The following is a 20,342-nucleotide window of genomic DNA, read 5'->3' as shown; positions in this document are numbered from 1 at the left end:
ACGCAGAAATCGTTATTTATAAGGGATAAGAACTTTGGATTACTTCAACTATCAGGAAGATGGCCAGCTTTGGGCTGAGGACGTCGCACTTTCACAACTAGCAGAGCAATATGGTACACCGCTGTATGTATATTCTCGTGCAACATTAGAACGCCATTGGAATGCGTTTGATTCGTCGGTTGGCGAGCACCCACACTTAGTGTGTTATGCCGTTAAAGCTAACTCGAACCTTGGCGTGTTGAATACTTTGGCTCGTTTGGGCTCTGGCTTCGACATCGTTTCTGGCGGTGAGCTAGAGCGTGTGGTTGCTGCCGGTGGCGATCCGGCGAAAGTTGTGTTCTCTGGTGTCGGCAAAACAGCCGCTGAAATGAAGCGTGCGCTTGAGTTGAACATTAAATGTTTCAACGTAGAGTCTGAACCAGAACTAGAGCGACTGAATAAAGTGGCTGGTGAGCTTGGTGTTAAGGCGCCGATTTCACTGCGTATTAACCCAGATGTTGATGCGAACACTCACCCTTACATTTCTACGGGTCTGCGTGATAACAAGTTCGGCATTGCCTTCGACCGTGCCCCTGCTGTTTATGCGTTTGCAAAAACACTCGATAACTTGTCTATCCATGGTATTGATTGCCACATCGGTTCTCAGTTAACGGATATCGAACCTTTCATCGATGCCACTGATCGCCTGCTTGCACTGATCGACCAACTACGCGCCAATGACATCAACATCAAACATCTTGATGTCGGTGGCGGTTTAGGCGTGGTTTACCGCGATGAATTACCACCACAACCTTCAGACTACGCGAAAGCTTTGTTGGCTCGTCTAGACAATCATTCTGATCTAGAGCTGATTTTCGAGCCTGGAAGAGCGATTGCTGCTAACGCTGGTGTATTATTAACGAAAGTCGAGTTCCTGAAGCCTACTGAGCATAAGAACTTTGCCATCATAGATGCAGCAATGAACGATCTGATGCGCCCGGCGCTTTACCAAGCTTGGCAAGATATTGTGCCAGTGAGCCCGCGTCAGGGTGAAGCTGTGACTTATGACTTGGTTGGTCCTATCTGTGAGACCGGTGACTTCCTAGGTAAGGATCGTGACCTTGTTCTTGAAGAAGGCGATCTACTGGCCGTTCGTTCTGCTGGTGCTTATGGCTTCGCTATGTCATCTAACTACAACACTCGTTCGCGTGCGGCTGAAGTGATGGTTGATGGCGATAAAACTCATTTGGTTCGTCAGCGTGAAGAGCTTACGAGTCTGTGGGAACTTGAAAACATTCTTCCGGAGTAATTTTAAGCGTTATGCACTTCCACTTTTCTAAAATGCATGGTTTGGGCAATGATTTCATGGTCGTGGACTGCATTACTCAAAATATTTTCTTTTCTCCAGATTTGATCCGTCGTTTGGCGGATCGTCACACTGGCGTGGGTTTTGATCAGCTACTTGTGGTTGAGGCTCCCTATGATCCAGAAACTGACTTCCATTACCGCATATTCAATGCGGATGGCAGTGAAGTGGAACAGTGTGGTAATGGCGCTCGTTGTTTTGCACGATTCGTTCGCATGAAAGGCTTAACGAATAAGTACAGCATCAACGTGAGCACCAAGAAAGGAAAAATGGTTCTCAAGATTGAAGACAATGACCAGATCACGGTGAACATGGGCATTCCTGAGTTCGAACCAGGCAAGATTCCATTCAAGGCAAAGCAGCCAGAGAAGACGTATATCCTGAGAACGGATGTACACACCTTGTTCTGCGGTGCCGTAAGCATGGGTAACCCGCATGTGGTTACCGTTGTTGATGACGTCGACACTGCTGATGTGGAGACCTTAGGTCCGCTTCTTGAATCACATGAGCGCTTCCCTGAGCGTGTTAACGCTGGCTTTATGCAGGTTGTTAATCGTGAAGAGGTTCGTTTACGTGTTTACGAGCGCGGCGCGGGTGAAACTCAGGCATGTGGTAGCGGCGCATGTGGCGCAGTTGCGGTTGGTATTACTCAAGGCTTACTGGCTGAGAATGTGAAAGTTCGTCTACCTGGCGGTGACTTACACATTAGCTGGCAAGGTCCGGGTAAACCTCTGTTTATGACTGGCCCAGCAACGCATGTGTTTGATGGTCAACTTTCTTGCTAAGAATGACTGATAACAAATAGATTCATAAAAAATAAAGGATAGGTTTTGTCTTACGTTGAAGCCGACGCACTCACCGCTGAAGTGGTCGCGGAATATTTACGTGATAACCCAGATTTTTTTCAAGACAGAAGAAATCTGGTTGATCGCCTTGCTGTTAACGATGTTGAGCAGGGCGCGGTTTCTTTGGTTGAGGTTCAGCTTAAGCGTCAACGCCAGAGAATCGAAGAGTTAGAAGAAGAGATCACTGGCTTGATGTCACTGGCTGCGAATAACGACAAAACTTTTTATGAGTTTATGGATCTGCAAGCTCAGGTATTGAAATGCAGTGATTTCATGCAAGTTATTAAAGCAGTTGAACAAAAGGCGATTGAATTAGGTTTGAAAGCTCATATTCGCGTACTGTCTCAGTTGGGCTTTTATCAGCTTAACGGAGAGCGTTATTCGAAGTTTTCATTGAACCATTTCAACGGTAAAGATGCTTATTTAGGACGCTTGAGAAAAGCAGACAGACAAGATTTGTTTGGTGATTTTCCAGTTCCAGAGCTAGGCTCTTATGTAGTACTTCCGCTTGCTAAGCAGTCTCCATTGGGCTTGCTCGCCTTTTCTAGCGAAGATGGCGGCCATTTCCAACCCCATATGGATACGCTCTTTTTACGCCATTTAGCGCTTGTTGTTGCTCATTTGGCGGACACTTTACCTTGGCAGATAAATAATGAGCCTAGAGCCCAAAATACCTCTTCCTAACAGCCTTCAAAAGCCACTTTCTCGCTTCTATGAATATCTCAGAAGCGAGAAGGGACTCAGCCTACACACCCAGCGCAATTACCGACAACAGCTCGAAACCATGGCCGCTCATTTAGTCACTCTAGGACTGAAAGATTGGGCTCAAGTCGATGCTGCTTGGGTAAGGCAACTTGCCAGTAAAGGCATGCGTGAGGGAATGAAAGCGAGCAGCATCGCGACTCGTTTATCTTCATTGCGCAGCTTCTTTGATTTCCTTGTATTGCGTGGCGAGATGACCGCCAACCCAGCCAAAGGTGTTTCTGCACCTCGCAAGCAACGTCCTTTGCCTAAAAACCTCGATGTCGATGAAGTGGGTCAACTGCTTGATGTGAATGAGGATGATCCGTTATCGATTCGTGACCGAGCGATGATGGAAGTGATGTATGGTGCGGGATTACGATTGGCCGAACTGGTCGGTATCAACCTGAGAGATGTGTTGGCTCGACAAGGCGAAATTCGAGTGATTGGTAAGGGTGATAAAGAACGCAAAGCACCGTTTTCCGGTTTAGCGAAAGAGTGGGTCGATAAATGGTTAAAAGTACGTGGTGAACTCGCTTCGCCGGGTGAGCCTGCACTGTTTGTCTCTAAACTTGGGACACGTATTTCTCATCGCAGTGTTCAGAAGCGTATGGAGGAGTGGGGAAAGAAGCAGGCTGTCGCCAGTCATATTAGCCCACACAAACTGCGTCACTCATTTGCAACGCATGTGCTTGAATCAAGCCAAAACCTTCGTGCGGTCCAAGAGTTACTCGGACATGAAAATATCTCGACAACCCAAGTGTATACCCACTTAGATTTCCAACATTTAGCACAAGCTTATGACCAAGCTCATCCAAGAGCTCGTAAGAAGAATAAAGATTAGATTAAAGGTTTAACTATGCGAATTTATCGAGGGTTAAAGCCCATCAAAGCCATGACCTTTGATTTGGACGACACCCTGTACGACAACTGGCCTGTGATCATGAAGGTTGAGAAAGAGATGGCGCAGTGGCTTTATCAAAAGCACCCAGTGTCGGCGTCTCTCTCGTTGGAAGAGTGGCAAGGCATCAAACAGCAAGTCGCCTCTGAAAATCCAGCGTTAAAACATGATGTCACCGTGTGGCGTGAAACACAGATTAAGCGTGGTTTGCTGCAACTGGGTTACTCACAGCAGCAAGCAGAACAAGCGGCTCGTGAAGGCATAGAACACGCCTTGTGGCTGCGTAATCAGGTGGATGTTCCTCAAGAGACGCATCGCGTGATGGCTGAGCTTAGTCAGCGTATTCCTTTGGTGGCGATTACCAATGGTAATGTCGATCCGCATAAAATTGGCTTAGGGCAATACTTTCAGTTAATCCTCAAAGCCGGCCCTGATGGCAGAGCAAAACCCTACCCGGATATGTTTGAAAAAGCGCAGCAATACTTAGGTTTTGATGCGAACAACATTCTTCACGTTGGTGATCATCTGAGAACGGATGTTTACGGAGCTAAGAAAAATGGCTTCCAGGCATGCTGGTTTAATGACACTGGTTCCAATTTATACCTCTCCTCGAAGGCGAGTGTGCTCCCTGATGTTGAAATAGAGCAACTTAGCGATCTTATGCGACTAATTTAATGGCTACGGTAAGCTATTGTGTCGCATTTATGATATTGAATTGTTACATTAGTCGTAATTAAATGCCTGTTTAGGCTAGGATAATTGGCGACTACTTTTTATCGATTCATTTCTATCATAGCAGTGGTTGCGGGTTCTCACTTCACTCGATTTTGAACAAGGGTTGGCATGCAAACATTTACATTTCTCGCAAATACTGAGGAGTTATTTAAATCTCAATTTGAACAGCGAGAATGGTGTGACCGCAAGCAATACCTAATTCAACTTTTCTCAGCCCAATCTCAAGACGTTGCTCGACGCATCGCGAGTGTTGCTCTCAAGCACCTAAATCATTCCATACTGATAGGTCAAAGTGCGCGTCATGTTATTTGTGATAACTGCCTTGAAAGCGCTTGTACCTTAGTGATTATCAGCGAGTTTGATGAAACACATTTAACCTCTGCTGTGCAGATTTTTACTGGCAATCCTAACCACGATAGCCAAGCTCTGGTGGCTCAATTATCTCTTTCCAAAGACACTAAAACGGTGATTAGCCTGTGTGATCAGGTAGAAGGGCGCGATTATCCCATTTATGGCGCTTTTGAAAACCTGCCTTATGCCTTGCCGGTGGCTGGTGGACTCTGTCATGAGAATGACTTTGGCCGTTGGGTTATGCATAACGAAGAGACCTATCAACACGCCTGTGTTGCGGTCGCTTTGACCAACCCAAGGTTGAAGGTTTGGTCGGATGCGTATTCTGAGTGGAATCCTATCGGAATGAAGTTAAGAGTCACTCAAGCCGAGGGCAACCGCTTATATGCATTGAATGACAAGCCAGCGATTGACGTGTTCAAACATTACCTTGCTGACGGCAAAGACCTCCCATTCAGTCAATTGATGAGTTTCCCGCTCTATCGTGAACTCGGAAGAAAGAAGGGCATCTCAACGCCTCTCCGTATCAATGACGATGGCAGTATTGAATTTGATAGCCCTTGGCATGTCGGAGAGGAAGCACAGTTCTGTTATAACCACCCGTCTTTGACCGCTGAAAAAGTGCGTCATGGTGCCGAGGTGCTTGCGATGCATCAGCCTGAATCGGTGATCATTTATAACTGTGTCTCTCGACTTGAATTCATCGACAGTAAGCTTGAACTAAAGCCGTTTGAAGGCATTGTGAAGGCCAGCGGTGCTTACTGTATGGGTGAGCTCTACCGTAATGAGGATCGCCAAGACATACTTCATCACAGCCTCACCTATATTGCGATGAGAGAGTCGGATGAGATAGACGAATTTCGTTGTGATGATTTTCATTGTGATTCTACGGTATCACCGCTGCTCAATTTAGTGAGAAATGCGGTTGCAGACTTAGACAGCATCAATACTCAGATGGAGAAAAAACTTCATCAGCAGGCGCATCGTCTAACCGAAAGCTACCGAATCGATTCGCGTACTGGGCTGCCTAATCGGATTGTATTAAAAGAGCGCCTTAATTCGATTTTGTTCAGTGAACACCTTCTGACTTTAAAGTTGACTAATTTTCATCAGGTTAACGAGAAGTATGGTTATCAAGTGGGTGATCAGCTGTTACTCGACCTTTCGAATCATTTTGTAGAACGATTACATCTTCGTGTGGTGAAGGAATCTAAGGTTCAGGTCGAACTGTTCAGTATTGGTGTTGGTGAGTGGGCGATCATCTTTAACGCGAGTATCGATAGCGGGAAGATAGAGCAACGCTTCATTGAGTTTGCTGATGACATTGAACACATTAATTTTGAGCCGTATGGATTAACCGACATTGATTACCTGTCGGTTTCGCTGTGTGGTGGCTTTGCCAGCCGTTGTGATTTCTTAACTGACAGCGGTGATGAGATCTTATTGAAAGCGATTGAAGCTCGACGTTATGGAGTGCGTAATAACACCCATATTACTAACGCTAAAGACATTCAGGTGAGCGAGGAAGATCGCAAGGAACAGCTCGGTTGGTTAAGTTGTGTAAGCCGAGCAATCTTAGATCAGAATATCATCACTTACTCACAGCCTATTGTTGCGGCGGGTACTCACGAAATGATCGGCCAAGAGTGTTTGGTTAGAATCATGGAAGCAGACGGGACGATTGTGCCACCGGGTAAGTTCTTACCTATGATTGCTGACACGCATCTTTATACTCGTCTAAGCCGACATATGATTAAGAGCACCATTGGTTATATGGCGGATAAGCAGAGCCCATTCTCGATCAACCTTTCTCCTCAAGATTTGTTGAGCGATAAGACACTTGAGATTCTCGAGACAGCCATTAGTGGTATCAACGATCCCACTCGGCTTGGCTTAGAAGTTCTCGAGTCTGAGCAGATCAAAGATTACGGTCGAATGATTGAGGTGTGTGATCACTTCCGTGCACTCGGGGCGAGAATCATTGTGGATGATTTTGGTTCAGGTTATTCCAATATTGATGAAATCATCAAACTCGAGCCGCAGATCATCAAGCTCGATGGCAGCTTGATTCGCAACATCGACAAAGACCAAAAGCAAAGGAACATCGCTTCTCAATTGGTGCGTTTGTGCCAAGTGTTTAATGCCCAAACGGTCGCTGAATTTGTTCACAATCAACAGGTTTGTGAGATAGCAGAGCAAATGGGTGTCGATTACCTACAAGGTTATTACTTTGGCGAGCCTAAGCGACTGTTTTAGTTATTAAAGCTCGTAAAATCTCACAAGCCCTTACTTTGAAAGCGCTCAGCCACCATTAATGACTGTTTTTTGGTGGAATGAGTGATGTCTAACTAGCGTCACATTATTTACAAGACGATTGTAAGTATTCCGTGCAAGCCTTATCTATAATAAGCACAATAACAAATCATTAACGCAACGATTAATGTGAATATGCAGTCGACCTCTCTCCTGATACAAGACATAGAACAAACCCAACGTGAATTGGAAAAGATAGATTTTCATACACATGAAAGCCTACTGATTCAGGTGTTTTCGTCTTTCGAGAAAGGTTCGGTTTTGGCTGCCTGCCAAGTCATTCAATCGACTTTCCCCAACGCAAAGCTCATTGGTTGCAGTGCCAATCATTACATCAGCCAAGGTGTCATTTTACATCAGGGCCTGTACCTTATTGTTACTCGCTTCGACAGTACCTCATTTTCTTGTGGTGTCGTGGAATATAGCGAGCAGCCACAACTTGATAGTCAATTGATGTGGGAACAGTTGGGATGTAATGCTCAGACTCAAAGTATTATCTGCTTTGCCGATCGCTTGCAGATAAATAACCGAGCCTTGTTTTCTGCGTTTGAACAATCCAGATACTCACTGCCTATTTGTGGAGGTGCATCGACCATTACCGGCTGTGGACGGTGGGTGATGTTGAATGGCCATTGCTACGAAAATGCCTACGTTATGTTGGCCTTACACAGCTCTGAGCTAGCAGTAACCAAAGGCTATTACACCGAATGGAACCCGATAGGGCGCACCTTTCGAGTCACTGGTGCTGAAGGTAACCGCTTGGCTGAATTGGATGGCATGCCAGTTCGTGATCTTTATAATCGCTACCTTGCGGACGGCCTCGAAGTACCTTTCGAGCAACTCCATAACTTCCCTTTGATGGTTGGTGATCCAAAAGAACAAAACATCCATTTACCACTCAAGGTCATTGATGACGGAGAGATCGAGTTTAGTGGTCCGTTTCAGATTGGCGATGAAGTTCGGTTTTGTTATGACCATCCTTCTCTGACCTTGGAGCAGATACGACTTGGCGTTCAACAAATTGGTGTTCATGCCCCGCAACAGTTCTTTATTTATAACTGCACTTCGCGTATCGACTTTATTGATGGTAACCAAGAGGTGGAGACTTTTCAAAACCTAGCAGACACCTATGGTGTGTATTGTATGGGCGAGCTTTATCAAGATGATGATCAACAACGCATTCTGCATCACAGCCTAACGTATCTCACCCTAAGAGAGGGAGAGGTCGAAGCTGAAGGTGCAGTTCCGCTTGAGACACAACCTGCCACGAACATATCCCCCTTATTTTCATTGATTCGTAATGCCTTGCTCGATGTTGATGACATGAACAACAGCATGGCGAGCAAGATCCAGCAGCAAGCCACGGCACTGACTGCCAGTTACCGGATTGATCGTCGAACGGGGTTACCTAATCGAAGTGTGTTGCGTGAAAAGCTGTCAAAAATGAATGCTGATAGTCACTTGTTGGCGTTGAAGGTCACAACTTTTGGACAGATCAATGAAAAGTACGGTTATCGGGTGGGTGATAAGCTGCTTCGTGATTTGAGTGAGTATTTTCAAAAGGCGTTATGGCAGTTTTTTGATGAAGGGTGTCAGCTTTACAGCATCGGTATTGGCGAGTGGGCGGTAGTTTTTGAAAGCTGGGCCAGCCACGAGCACATTCATCAGCGCTTTTCTGAGTTTGCTGATAAAACCGAACACGTGAATTTTGAGCCAATGGGCTTGCCGGATATCGATTACCTCTCGGTTTCAATTTGCGCAGGCATTGCGAGTCGTCGTGATTTTCCAACCACATCGATAGATGACTTGTTACTGAAAGCTATTGAGGCTCGTCGCAGTGCGGTGAGTCAGAATAAGCATCTAGTGAGCGCTAAAACATTAATCCAACTAGAGAAGCAGCGCCAAGAGCAATTAGGTTGGTTGTCTTGTGTTAGCCGCGCGGTGTTGAATCAAAACGTTGTTGCGTGCTCTCAACCCATAGTGTCAGCGCACAGCCATCAAGTTGAAAGCTATGAGTGCTTGGTTCGAATAGAAGAAGATGGTCAGCTGATAGCTCCAGGTAAGTTTTTACCGATTATCGAGGGAACGCATCTTTATACGCGCCTTAGTCGCCAGATGATAACGCGTACCTTTGATTTTATGAGTCAAAGGACCGATTCGTTTTCTATTAATTTGGCGCCACAAGATTTCAACAACGAGAAAACTATCCTTCACCTTGAGCAAGCCATCAAAAAGATCAGTCACCCGCAGCGCATTGGGTTAGAGGTACTGGAAACCGAACAGATTCAAGATTACGGCAGGCTGATTGAGATATGTAACCATTTTCGCGATATGGGCGTGAATATCATCGTTGATGATTTTGGCTCAGGCTATTCGAACATTGATGAGATATTGAAGCTTGAGCCACAGGTGATAAAGCTCGATGGCAGCCTGATTCGCAATATCGACCAAGACAAGAAACAGCGTAAGATTGCTCAACAACTTGTTAGTTTGTGCCAGATACTCAATGCGAAGACAGTGGCGGAGTTCGTACATAATGAACAGGTGTGTCGAATCGCAGAGGATATGGGGGTCGATTACCTTCAGGGTTACTACTTTGGTCAACCTCAGCGTTTGTTCTAATCGAACGAGTTAAATTTCTTTCAAAGAGCAGCCAGAGTGTCGGTTTCACGTGAAACACCGATCGGTTCAATAGATTAACGTTAGATGTAAAAAGGGTGAGCTTATGGCTCACCCTTTTTGTTTCAGTTTTACGTTATCTACCGCAAGCTTATACGTGGCTTAATCTACTTGAGTGAATGACCACATTTATCTGCTTGAAAGACCTTTAGGTAGTGTTGGTAGTAATCGTTAATCAACTTAGCCGGTTCGATTTCACCTAACGTTTTTAGCAACTCAACGCCAACTTCGCAGGTACATAAGTGCCCGCTGTCTTGATTGCGGCGCAAGGTGTATGACGATTCAGTCGTGATATCGAGATGGATTTGAGGAAGGGTGTTTAACCACGCGCTCTTGTTGAGCATTTTCTTCGCTTCCTGCCATGTCCCATCCAAGATGATGAATAACGGCTTACGATCTCCAGCTACAGAGGATACGGCCTGCTGGCACTCAATACTGTTGTCACTTGGAAACAGCAAAAAAGGCTGCAATGCTTTGTCTTCGAGTAAGGCAATCAACTCTTCTGGTGGTGTCTTTCGTTGCCATACGAAGGACTGACATTGCTGAATAGATTGCTCAAGTAACTTTCCGGTATTGGTGTCTCTCGATAGTTCATTCTCATGAGTGAGCAGTACAAGATCAGTTTGGCTTTCAACACTTGGTATGCGATGACAAATACATTGATGAGTGAAGCCACAACCACCGCAAGCTTGTTGATTACTCATGGTTATAGCTTAACTCCGCTTTGTGCTGCTGATACGCCATCAGCAAACAGAACCACATCGCTGATATCAGCATCATTTGCAACTGGAGCGACGCTTGGATTCAGTGGGTAGCTAACACCGGTATAAGACAGCGTGTGCTTCGCAGGTGTTGCTCCACCGCCGCTGACATTGAAGATCAGATCCTGCCAGCCATGATTTTGCGACTTTCCTAAGCGTATATCGCCTTTAACCAGTGTCACTCGGCTATTGAAGCGCCAGTTGTCTTGGTGGTTCTCAAAGATAAGCAATGTACAGCCACCCGAGCCACACCAGTTCAGTTGAGCAAACAACTCTTCTTTGCCATCACCGTTCAGATCGTAGGTTAGCCAGCGGTACTGAGTATTGTCTGGTTCGGTGTTGTTGATCTTAAAATACTCACGGATCGCTTGGTCGACTTTTTGATCAAGTTGATCACTCGAGTTTATCTGCTTTGCGGTGAGATCAACGTTGGTGGTCGTATTAACCTGCGCTTGTGTACCCTTAGCTTCGAATAGCACTAGACCGCCATTGGCAATAGGGTAGACAACATTGCCCACTTTCTCTTTTTCAGCGACCAGTTTGCCGTTATCGAGTGTGAAGACGCGCTCAGAGATTAAGTACTGTTGCTGGTGGCGAGTCATCACAACCTGTACCTGATTTTGGTTAAGTTGCTGCCAGAAGCCCTGTTCAACAATAGAAGGATCGCCATTGCTGTACGAGTAAGTTGTAATAGCGCTGTGGTCGTCGTTGAGTTCTAGGTTGATAGAGAAGCCAGTGTTCTGCGTTGAGCTTGCGAAGTAGAGTCCACTCCAGTTCAGCGTTGGATCTTGATTGGCCACCATTGCACAGCCATTGTAGTTGCTGTCATTGAGATTAAGTTTGGCGTGCCAGCCATAGATAGAGTCACTCATGCCATCGCTGCAGCTCTCCTTTTTAAGGTTTAGCTCACCTTGTCCCTGATTACCTTTAAGCTGGTAGTCGCGAGTGCTTGGTGAGGTGCGGCTTGATTCGATATCGAGGCGCTGAGGTTCTTCGCCCATCTTAGTGTATTTGAGTTGGTCTTTATCGAAGGTTGCTGACCAGTAAGGTTCGTTACCAAAAGCGCGTGTTGCGCGAAGTGGTTGGTCACAACGTTCAGGGTTCTCTGCCGTTAGCACATTGACTTGGTCAACTACGAAGCGTGCGGTGAAGTCGGCATTGTATCCCGTTTGGCTAGGAACGGTTAAATGGCCGATAAGCTCGCCGTATAAGGCTTGATAAGGTCTGGTTGCCAGCCCTTGTGCTTCGAGCGCTAATTCTGGTGATAAATCTAACCAGTATTGTTGTTGGCTGCCGCAAGGCGTGAAAGTTCGGCTTTCATGACCCACCACAACTTGACCACGCATGATGAAGGTTTGCGGTTGAATGCTCAGTGGTTCATCTAAGGTTGCTGGTGGTAATTCAGGTTGTTGCGGCGTATCTGGAGCCGATACACAGCCTTGTAAAGCGAATGCGACTAGCCATGTCACTGGGTTTTTCATTACCTTCATGTTATATCTTCCTCGGAGCAACCGTTAATTGGATTTATTATGGCATATTGGTTATTTAAAACAGAACCCGACACCTTCTCTATTCAGACTCTTAGAGTGCAAAAAACCTCTTGTTGGGAGGGTGTACGCAACTATCAGGCTCGAAACATGATGCGTGATGACGTCAAGCTTGGAGATCTGGTGATGATATACCATTCATCATGCAAAAAAGTTGGCGTAGCAGGGATCGCTAAGGTAACCAGAGAAGCCTATCCAGATCATTTTCAATTCGACCCAGAAAGTGATTACTATGATGCTAAATCTTCGCCAGAGAATCCGCGTTGGATAATGGTTGATGTCGAATTTGTGCGAGTAACTGAGCGCTTGATCCCTTTAGCAACGCTGAAAGCTATGCCTGAGCTAGCAGAAATGCCGCTGGTTAAACGAGGCAATCGCTTATCTATCATGCCTGTTACTGAGCAGGAGTGGCAGGCGATCTTAGGGAAAGAAGTACTCGGTTCTCGTTAGCGTTAGAGGAAGCTTTTAGCGTAAGGTTCAAAAAAGGCAGCCATTGGCTGCCTTTTTATTTATTCAGATATCTTTGACTAGATTAGATTAAAGCAGGTGCTTTTCTAAGTAGTGCGCAACCGCATCGTCGGCATTACTGCCGATTACTTCATTATTGGGTAGCGCTTCTTTCACTTTATGGTGTGAAGTCTCCATGACTAAACCTTTACCAGCCATTGCGAGCATTTCAGCATCATTCATACCATCACCAAAGGCAACACAGTTCTCGAGGCTCAGATTGAGTGATTTCGCAACAGCGTCTAAGGCATGCCCTTTAGAGACTTCAGCGGCCATGACTTCTAAGCACCAAGGTGTTGAAAAGGCGATATTGAGTTTGTCTCCAAAAGCGTCTTTTAGCTTCTGCTCAAATGTGACCAGATACTCATGGTCTTGCTCTGGGTGCGTGAAGAAGACTTTCGCAATGCCATCACTTGGTGCTTTGTCGGCTTCAAATCGCTTGTAGCTAAAGCCTGACTCACTGTGGAATTTTGCTAGCATTTCGTCTTCACGGTCCAGTAGCCAATCTTCATTCTGGTACATGTGAATGAAAATGTTTGGATCTTGGCGAACCACATCAATAACAGGCTGAACTAAATCCTGAGGCACGTTCTGGCTATACATTAGTTGATCATTTTGGTCGTGCACGCGTGCACCGTTTGAAGTGATCATATACGCCGGAATTCCTGCTATCTCACGAATACCAGCAACATCTACATGATGGCGGCCGGTCGCGAAGATAAAGGTGTAGCCTTGGTCGTGTAACTTCTTAAGTGTTAGCTTGGTAAAAGCGCTTAACTGATGGTTGGGAGCCAGAAGCGTACCATCTAAATCAGAGGCAACGATTTTCACGGAATCTTTTAGTGCAGGAATAGTCATTTAACCCTCATTGCAAAATGCTTAGCTGATATCGACACTAGCCAGTGCTAGCATCCTCTAAAGTACAATATCTCTATGCAGAAATTGTATGCCAAATCTGCGAAAGAAAAGAGGGCAAAGCTCACTTACTTCTCTTCCTCTTTAGCGCTTATCTTTTTTATTCGTCGCGCCTCTTGTTATCCCGCTGACATTAAGCAAAAAACTGATTAATGGCATCCAGTGTTTGATTACGATATTCATCCTTTTCAAACAACACCTCATGCCTAGATCCTTCAATGGCCTTAAACTGGCAAGCTGAGTTGGTTTTCTTCAGCTTCTTGATGAACTTCAATTGAGCATCGTTACTGACAATCTTCTCGTTTCCGGCCTGAATCAATAGCAGCGGGATTTTGATTTGACGAGTTTGTTGGATTGCCTGCTTCGCAGCCATTAACCCTTGCCATACCCAGCGAGTGCTTGGTCCGCCAACTTGCAAAGAAGGTGACTCGTCATACAGGCGTCGGAACCACTGGTAACGAACCTTGCTGTGGCTAAGTAAATTATTTTCGAATGGCTTGGAGTAATACGCTTGTTGCCCAGGGGCATAAGTCGGTTTGGTATAGCAAGCAGTGAGTACTTGTCCAACAACCATCGCGATGGGCTTGAAGTACCATTCAGTATTGATCCCAAACATGGGAGCACAGAGAGTCGCTTTGTCAAATGGGTGGTTAGGGTTGGTCTGTAGGTAGCGAGTAGCAATGGTGCTGCCCATTGAGTGCGCTAGCAGATAACGATTGGAATATCGGCTAAGATTAAAACTGTTAATGATGTCGGACATGTCTGATACGTAATCATCAAACTCATGAATGTGACCAATGTCAGAGTCTGTTACCATACGTTCCGACTGGCCTTGACCTTGGTGGTCAAATGAATAAACGTCATAGCCTTGTTGATAGAAGTCGTAAAAGAGTTCTTGGTATTTTAAGCAGCATTCGATGCGACCATTTGAAATCACAATGGCTTTGGTGTGCGTCGGTGAGGTTAAGCTACACCAGTACAGCTTCTTTTTACCAGATGATGTGATATACCCATCTTTTCGTTGTTGCCAAAGGGCAGGGATCGGGTGTTTAATCGCTTGCTCGAACTCAGGTTCTTGCGTGTATGAAACAGGGGCGGCACTGTGGTTTTCCATGGGAAATTACCTGAACTGATGCATGTGAGAGCGTCATCGCTACTAATGTTGTTAGATTAAAGAACTAGTAAGGAAATGCAAATGGATACTCATGTTTGGCTTGCTTATGTCGTCACGGCGATTTTGTTTAGTTTGGCTCCGGGCTCAGGTACCGTTAATTCAATCAGCAATGGGCTAAGTTATGGTACCAAGAAGTCACTCGCGTCGATCGCAGGCTTACAGCTTGGTCTAGCATTCCACATCATGCTGGTGGGTGCGGGCATTGGTGCACTAGTCGCTCAATCCGCATTGGCTTTCACTATCATCAAATGGGTCGGTGTGGCTTATCTTTTGTGGTTGGGCATTCAAAAGTGGCGTGATAACTCTAGCTTGGTGGCTTCAGAAGAGAGCACAACATTATCGAGCGGAAGATTACTGCGCAATGCCGTGCTTATTAATTTAACCAATCCGAAATCTATCGTGTTTTTGGTGGCCCTGTTTCCTCAATTTATCGACCCGACACAGCCTCAGGCTCCACAGCTATTAGTACTTGGTGTAACCACTGTATTCATTGATAGCGTGGTTATGTTGGGTTACACCTCATTAGCTTCACAAATGGGACGTTTTATTCGTTCTGATCGTGTAATGGGTAAGATAAATAAAATATTTGGTGGTATGTTCATGGGCTGCGGTGCTTTGCTGGCTGCCGCGAAAGCTTAGTTTAGGCAATAGAGTTATCGTTAAACCAATAGAGTTATCAATAAATGACCGCTACCTACGTTGCTAGACAACCTATCTTAAATCGTAAGAAGAACACGCTTGGTTATGAGCTGTTGTTTCGCGACGGAGAAAGGAATGCCTATCCTGCGCATATTGAGTCTAATCGTGCAACGTATCGTTTGATTGTTGAGAACTTCTTGTCGGTTGGGCTTAACCCTTCGATCCCATCTTCACGTTGTTTTATTAATTTCCCTTATCAAAGCCTGATTCGCCGGTTGCCTTTGAGCTTGCCAAAAGACAAGGTCGTGGTTGAGATCCTTGAAACCTGCCAACCGACGGACGAATTGCTCGAAGCGGTGAAAGAGTTGCATCAAGCGGGCTATATGATTGCCTTAGATGATTTTACTTCAACGCCAGAATGGGAACGTTTCCTAAAATACACACATATTGTTAAGCTCGATATCATGCAGATGGGCTTGGATGAAGCGTGTGAACTGGTAAGAAAACACGAAGGGAAGAAGTTTAGCTTTCTTGCTGAGCGTGTCGAAACCGAACAAGAATTCCAACAAGCCAAAGAAGCGGGCTTCCGGTTTTTTCAAGGGTACTTCTTCAGTAAGCCTGAAATAGTCAAAACCAAGTACATTAGCCCGGAGCAGGTGATTGCTATGGAGCTGTTTCAAGAAGTGTGTAAAGCCAATGTCGATTTTCAACGAGTTGAAAATATCGTGGCCAAAGATGTGGCGTTGTCATACAAGCTTTTACGCTTCGTAAATTCCATGTCGCCGCGTCTTGAAGTGACGATCTCTTCTTTCCGTCAGGCCTTGGTTTATCTGGGGCAAGAAAAACTTAAAATGTTTGTTTCGCTGGCGGTGGCTTCTTACGTGTCAGATAAAAAGCCGAAAGAGTTATACAGTTTATCGCTTCAGCGTGCTCAGTTCTGTCAGCGCATGTCCCGCTATCAGCCGTTTTCAGGGCATGCTGAACAAGCCTTCATGATTGGTTTGTTTTCGTCGCTCGATGCCCTGTTAGATTTATCGCTAGAAAACTTGGTTGAACAACTCCCATTATCTAAAACCATCAAGGTCGCTTTGTTACGTAGAGAAGGGCCATACGGGACGCTTTTAGCGCTTGAAGAGAGCTTTGAGCATGCGGATTGGCAACAGATTGATAAGCACTGTGCTCACTTGGGACTGAATGTTGATCAGGTCAAAACCGAGCTCACCGAAGCCCAACGCTGGAGTCATAACGTAACCAACCAGCTCTGATTTCTCTTCGTTAAACTTTTATGACAATTGAAACGCACGCCTTGACGTGCGTTTTTTAATAATTAATATATACGCATATCCATATATGAGTATGTAGTTATGCTTCCTCACCAATTTTTCAAATTACTGTCTGATGAGACGCGAGTGCGTTGCTTAATGTTGATAGTGCGCAATGAGTGCTTATCTGTTGGTGAGCTAACTCAGGCATTGCAAGAAAGTCAGCCAAAGGTATCTCGTCACCTAGCGCAGTTGCGTTCAAACGGCATTTTAACTGACGTTCGCCAAGGGCAATGGGTGTTCTACCGCCTATCACAAGACTTACCGGGTTGGATGCTAAAGTTAATCGATGACCTTATCGCATCGAACTGTTTGAAAACGGAATACCAACAAGATAGTGAGCGCTTAGAAGCAATGACTTCACGCCCTCAATGTTGCGTTTAATTTAATATTTTTAGATTCACCACGAGCTGAGAGAACAGAAAATGACAGTCAAAGTAGGTATTAATGGTTTTGGTCGTATCGGCCGTTTAGCACTTCGCGCAGCGTTTGATTGGGCGGAAATTGAGTTCGTACAGATTAACGATGTGGCTGGCGACACCGCGACATTGGCTCACCTTCTTGAGTTCGATTCGGTTCAAGGTCGCTGGAACCACGAAGTTGCGGTTGAAGGCGATGAGATGATCATCAACGGTCAACGCATTAGAACTACGCAAGAGCGCGACATCGATGCGATCGATTGGTCTGGTTGCGATGTTGTCCTTGAAGCGACCGGCGTTCACCGTAAGTCATCTTTCCTAAACAAATACCTTGAGCAAGGCGTGAAGCGTGTTGTGGTATCGGCGCCAGTGAAAGAAGAAGGCATTGCAAACATCGTTGTCGGTGTGAACGACAATATCTTCGATCCAGCAGTACATAAAATCGTAACCGCAGCATCTTGTACAACCAACTGTCTCGCGCCCGTGGTTAAAGTAATCAACGAGAAGCTGGGTATCGAAAATGCAGCTTTCACCACTATTCACGATTTAACTAATACGCAAACTATTCTTGATGCGCCCCATAAAGATTTACGTCGTGCACGAGCATGTGGCATGAGCCTTATTCCGACAACAACAGGCAGTGCTAAAGCGATTGTTGAGATATTCCCAGAGCTTGAAAACCGCATCAATGGCCATGCGGTTCGTGTACCACTAGCTAATGCGTCTCTAACTGACGTCATCTTTGAAGTGAAGCAAGACACCACGGCAGAAGAAGTCAACGCGATGCTGAAAGAAGCGTCTGAGAACGAACTAAAAGGCATTCTTGGTTTTGAAGAGCGTCCACTGGTTTCTATCGATTATAAAGGCGACCAACGTTCAACCATCGTAGATGCACTATCAACCATGTTAGTGGGTAAGCGCATGGTTAAGATCTACGCTTGGTACGACAACGAGATGGGTTACGCGACACGTACGGCAGAGCTAGTACGTACAGTTGGCCTAGCTTAATACTCTTCATACTTGAAGCTGCAAGCGTTGTTAACTGCGTAAGTTCATAAGTTCACCGGAGCGCCGGCCGCCCTAATCACATAGAACCCCTATGCTCATAGGGCTGAACTTACTGGTTGCCTAGCTGCAACTCCAATTATTTTGAGTACCGGTCTATATACAAAAGAATTTTAAGAGATTGATTACGATGACGAATTCTCAAGTACACCCAACATGGCAACTAGATTTAAAAACAGGTGCGTTAGTGCTTACTCCGTGCCCAGGCACTAAAGGCGCTGACCTAGATGCATCTCTAGCGCAGCTGAAAGCGCAAGGCGTGGAAGCGATTGTGACGGCTCTAGACAGTGAAGAGCTGGCAAGTAAGAATGTTGCTGAGCTAGGCGAGAAAGCGCAAGCACTAGGCATGCAGTGGTTCCAAATCGAAATCGAAGACGATTGTGCACCGGGTACTGATTTTGCTGCGAAATGGCAGGCGGCGAGCCCAGCGCTACACCAAGTGGTGGATAACGGCGGCAAGGTAGCAATGCACTGCATGGGCGGTTCTGGCCGTACTGGTTTGCTGGCTGCACACCTGCTGTTAGAGAAGAGTTGGGATCTGAGTAAGATTGTTCAAGAAGTACAATCACTGCGTCCGGGCGCGTTTACTAAGTCAATTCAGGTTGACTACATTCAAGGTGTTGCTGCTCAGTAACATCGCACTTAGCAGTTACAAGAGTTTTTGGAACATCATGGTCCAAAAGCTCTATCTACTCTTCTTACTTCGCTTTTCTCCGTTTTTATAGGTGTGATGTTATGTTCGCTAACCTAAGCAAAAGCGTTCGCCAATACATGTTGGTGACCTTCAACTACTGGAACTTCACCATTACTGATGGTGCACTTCGTATGCTGGTGGTTCTGTATTTCTATGACCTTGGCTACAGTTCGTTAGAGATCGCCTCACTGTTCCTTTTTTATGAATTCTTTGGTGTGGTGACTAACCTAATCGGTGGTTGGTTAGGCGCGCGTCTTGGCCTCAATAAAACTATGAACATCGGCTTAGGGATGCAGGTTGTTGCCTTGGGTATGCTCGCGGTGCCAAGCGCAATGTTGACCATCCCTTGGGTCATGGCCGCGCAGGCGTTGTCTGGTATCGCTAAAGACCTCAATAAGATGAGTGCTAAAAGCTCGATTAAGACTCTGGTTCCTGATGAGCAGCAGGGTGCGCTTTATAAGTGGATTGCGATTCTGACCGGATCTAAGAATGCACTGAAAGGTGCAGGGTTCTTTATTGGTGGTTTACTGCTTTCGACGATTGGATTCCAATACGCAGTGCTAACGATGGCTGCTGTGCTGACATTGGTCTTCATTGGCAGTTTAGTGAGCTTAGAAGCGGACATGGGTAAAGCGAAAACCAAACCTAAGTTCAAACAAATTTTCTCTAAGTCTGAATCCATCAATATCTTATCGGCAGCGCGTATGTTCTTATTTGGTGCTCGTGACGTGTGGTTTGTGATTGCTCTGCCGATTTATCTAGGCAGCGTGTTTGGGTGGGATCACTCATGGGTTGGTGGCTTCTTAGCGGCTTGGACCATCGCTTACGGCTTTGTACAGGGCATTGCACCTAAGATTACCGGTAAAGCGCAAGGCAAGGTGCCTGATGGCCATGCGGCACTATTGTGGGCGGGTGCATTGGCTATTGTGACCGCTGGTATTGCCTATGCGGTACAGATCGGTTGGCAACCTGAATTGGTTATCATCGGTGGTTTGATGGTATTTGGTGCCATCTTTGCGGTGAACTCATCGCTTCACTCATACCTGATTGTGAGTTATGCGAAAGGGGATGGAGTGTCGCTTGATGTTGGTTTCTACTATATGGCAAATGCGATGGGTCGTTTAATCGGTACCATTCTGTCGGGCTTGGTATTTCAAATGGCCGGTTTGTCTGCGTGTTTGTGGGTATCGTTCGCGTTCTTAGCTATAACGACGGTGATCTCTTTGCGTTTACCTAAGGTGCCGCAAGCGTCAGCCGCATGAGCTTCATTCACAAGAGCTAAAGCCGCATAATCTAAAGTCGAACGATCTTAATTCGCGATATGCTTCTCCTTTAACAATAAGCTGACTTGGTATTTATTCCGGTCAGCTTTTTTATTGCTATAGTAGA

General features: G+C 45.8%; 18 protein-coding genes. 14 read left to right on the top strand and 4 right to left on the bottom strand.

From position 1 onward, the window contains the following. The first annotated feature begins 34 nt into the window (after window positions 1–34). From lysA to QWZ07_RS21670, 7 genes are all read left to right on the top strand, one after another. The gene (lysA, locus tag QWZ07_RS21700; protein WP_009848209.1) at window positions 35–1,288 is read left to right on the top strand and encodes a diaminopimelate decarboxylase; all 1,254 of its coding nucleotides are present in this window, start codon (window positions 35–37) and stop codon (window positions 1,286–1,288) included. Between the two features lie 11 nt (window positions 1,289–1,299). Next, entirely contained in the window at window positions 1,300–2,130 is an 831-nt protein-coding gene (gene dapF, locus QWZ07_RS21695) for a diaminopimelate epimerase (RefSeq protein WP_017104749.1), read from the top strand. Window positions 2,131–2,175: 45 nt separating this feature from the next. After that, on the top strand, window positions 2,176–2,874 hold the full coding sequence (locus tag QWZ07_RS21690) for a DUF484 family protein (RefSeq protein WP_192853979.1): 699 nt from the start codon (window positions 2,176–2,178) through the stop codon (window positions 2,872–2,874). After that, window positions 2,843–3,775 (top strand): tyrosine recombinase XerC, encoded by a 933-nt coding sequence (gene xerC / locus QWZ07_RS21685; protein WP_017111712.1) that lies wholly within the window; start codon window positions 2,843–2,845, stop codon window positions 3,773–3,775. Before QWZ07_RS21690 ends, xerC begins: the two co-directional genes overlap by 32 nt. A 15-nt stretch (window positions 3,776–3,790) precedes the next feature. Beyond that, the gene (yigB, locus tag QWZ07_RS21680; protein WP_017104746.1) at window positions 3,791–4,507 is read left to right on the top strand and encodes a 5-amino-6-(5-phospho-D-ribitylamino)uracil phosphatase YigB; all 717 of its coding nucleotides are present in this window, start codon (window positions 3,791–3,793) and stop codon (window positions 4,505–4,507) included. A 168-nt stretch (window positions 4,508–4,675) separates the two neighbouring features. After that, the gene (locus tag QWZ07_RS21675) at window positions 4,676–7,174 is read left to right on the top strand and encodes a bifunctional diguanylate cyclase/phosphodiesterase (protein WP_192853978.1); all 2,499 of its coding nucleotides are present in this window, start codon (window positions 4,676–4,678) and stop codon (window positions 7,172–7,174) included. A 192-nt stretch (window positions 7,175–7,366) separates the two neighbouring features. Continuing rightward, window positions 7,367–9,853 carry a bifunctional diguanylate cyclase/phosphodiesterase gene (locus QWZ07_RS21670; RefSeq protein WP_192853977.1) on the top strand — a complete coding sequence of 829 codons (2,487 nt, stop codon included), beginning with the start codon at window positions 7,367–7,369 and terminating at the stop codon, window positions 9,851–9,853. Window positions 9,854–10,017: 164 nt separating this feature from the next. Here the strand turns inward: QWZ07_RS21670 and QWZ07_RS21665 are convergent, their stop codons facing one another. Further along, a complete protein-coding gene (locus tag QWZ07_RS21665; RefSeq protein ID WP_192853976.1) occupies window positions 10,018–10,614 on the bottom strand; it encodes a tRNA-uridine aminocarboxypropyltransferase in 597 nt (198 codons plus the stop codon). A gap of 2 nt (window positions 10,615–10,616) precedes the next feature. Continuing rightward, complete coding sequence (locus tag QWZ07_RS21660) at window positions 10,617–12,161, bottom strand: COG3650 family protein (protein ID WP_192853975.1); 1,545 nt, start codon at window positions 12,159–12,161, stop codon at window positions 10,617–10,619. 39 nt (window positions 12,162–12,200) lie between these two features. Here QWZ07_RS21660 and QWZ07_RS21655 point away from each other — a divergent pair, with 39 nt between their 5' ends. After that, entirely contained in the window at window positions 12,201–12,668 is a 468-nt protein-coding gene (locus tag QWZ07_RS21655; protein WP_102269105.1) for an EVE domain-containing protein, read from the top strand. Between the two features lie 87 nt (window positions 12,669–12,755). Here the strand turns inward: QWZ07_RS21655 and QWZ07_RS21650 are convergent, their stop codons facing one another. Together QWZ07_RS21650 and QWZ07_RS21645 are read right to left on the bottom strand one after the other, a co-directional pair. Next, window positions 12,756–13,583, bottom strand: coding sequence for a Cof-type HAD-IIB family hydrolase (locus tag QWZ07_RS21650; protein ID WP_192853974.1), 828 nt, complete (start codon window positions 13,581–13,583; stop codon window positions 12,756–12,758). Between the two features lie 190 nt (window positions 13,584–13,773). Further along, window positions 13,774–14,754, bottom strand: a complete 981-nt coding sequence (locus QWZ07_RS21645; RefSeq protein ID WP_102281231.1) for an alpha/beta fold hydrolase — start codon at window positions 14,752–14,754, stop codon at window positions 13,774–13,776. A gap of 81 nt (window positions 14,755–14,835) precedes the next feature. Between QWZ07_RS21645 and rhtB the strand changes: the two genes are divergently transcribed. The 6 genes from rhtB to arsJ all read left to right on the top strand — a co-directional run bounded on the left by rhtB (window position 14,836) and on the right by arsJ (window position 20,215). Continuing rightward, complete coding sequence (gene rhtB / locus QWZ07_RS21640) at window positions 14,836–15,453, top strand: homoserine/homoserine lactone efflux protein (RefSeq protein WP_029223645.1); 618 nt, start codon at window positions 14,836–14,838, stop codon at window positions 15,451–15,453. 44 nt (window positions 15,454–15,497) lie between these two features. Further along, complete coding sequence (locus QWZ07_RS21635; protein WP_065112031.1) at window positions 15,498–16,718, top strand: EAL and HDOD domain-containing protein; 1,221 nt, start codon at window positions 15,498–15,500, stop codon at window positions 16,716–16,718. Between the two features lie 99 nt (window positions 16,719–16,817). Further along, entirely contained in the window at window positions 16,818–17,159 is a 342-nt protein-coding gene (locus QWZ07_RS21630) for a metalloregulator ArsR/SmtB family transcription factor (protein WP_102281228.1), read from the top strand. A gap of 41 nt (window positions 17,160–17,200) precedes the next feature. Then, window positions 17,201–18,202 carry an ArsJ-associated glyceraldehyde-3-phosphate dehydrogenase gene (locus QWZ07_RS21625; protein ID WP_192853973.1) on the top strand — a complete coding sequence of 334 codons (1,002 nt, stop codon included), beginning with the start codon at window positions 17,201–17,203 and terminating at the stop codon, window positions 18,200–18,202. Between the two features lie 181 nt (window positions 18,203–18,383). Further along, window positions 18,384–18,893, top strand: a complete 510-nt coding sequence (locus QWZ07_RS21620) for a cyclin-dependent kinase inhibitor 3 family protein (RefSeq protein WP_170960653.1) — start codon at window positions 18,384–18,386, stop codon at window positions 18,891–18,893. 101 nt (window positions 18,894–18,994) lie between these two features. Next, window positions 18,995–20,215 carry an organoarsenical effux MFS transporter ArsJ gene (gene arsJ, locus QWZ07_RS21615; RefSeq protein ID WP_102353448.1) on the top strand — a complete coding sequence of 407 codons (1,221 nt, stop codon included), beginning with the start codon at window positions 18,995–18,997 and terminating at the stop codon, window positions 20,213–20,215. The last annotated feature ends 127 nt before the right edge of the window (window positions 20,216–20,342 follow it).

Origin of the sequence: Vibrio lentus, assembly GCF_030409755.1 — a bacterium.
In the GTDB taxonomy this organism is placed as follows: Bacteria; Pseudomonadota; Gammaproteobacteria; order Enterobacterales; family Vibrionaceae; genus Vibrio; species Vibrio lentus.
Note: the sequence above shows the minus strand (reverse complement) of the source record. Positions and strands in the feature narration are given on the sequence as shown.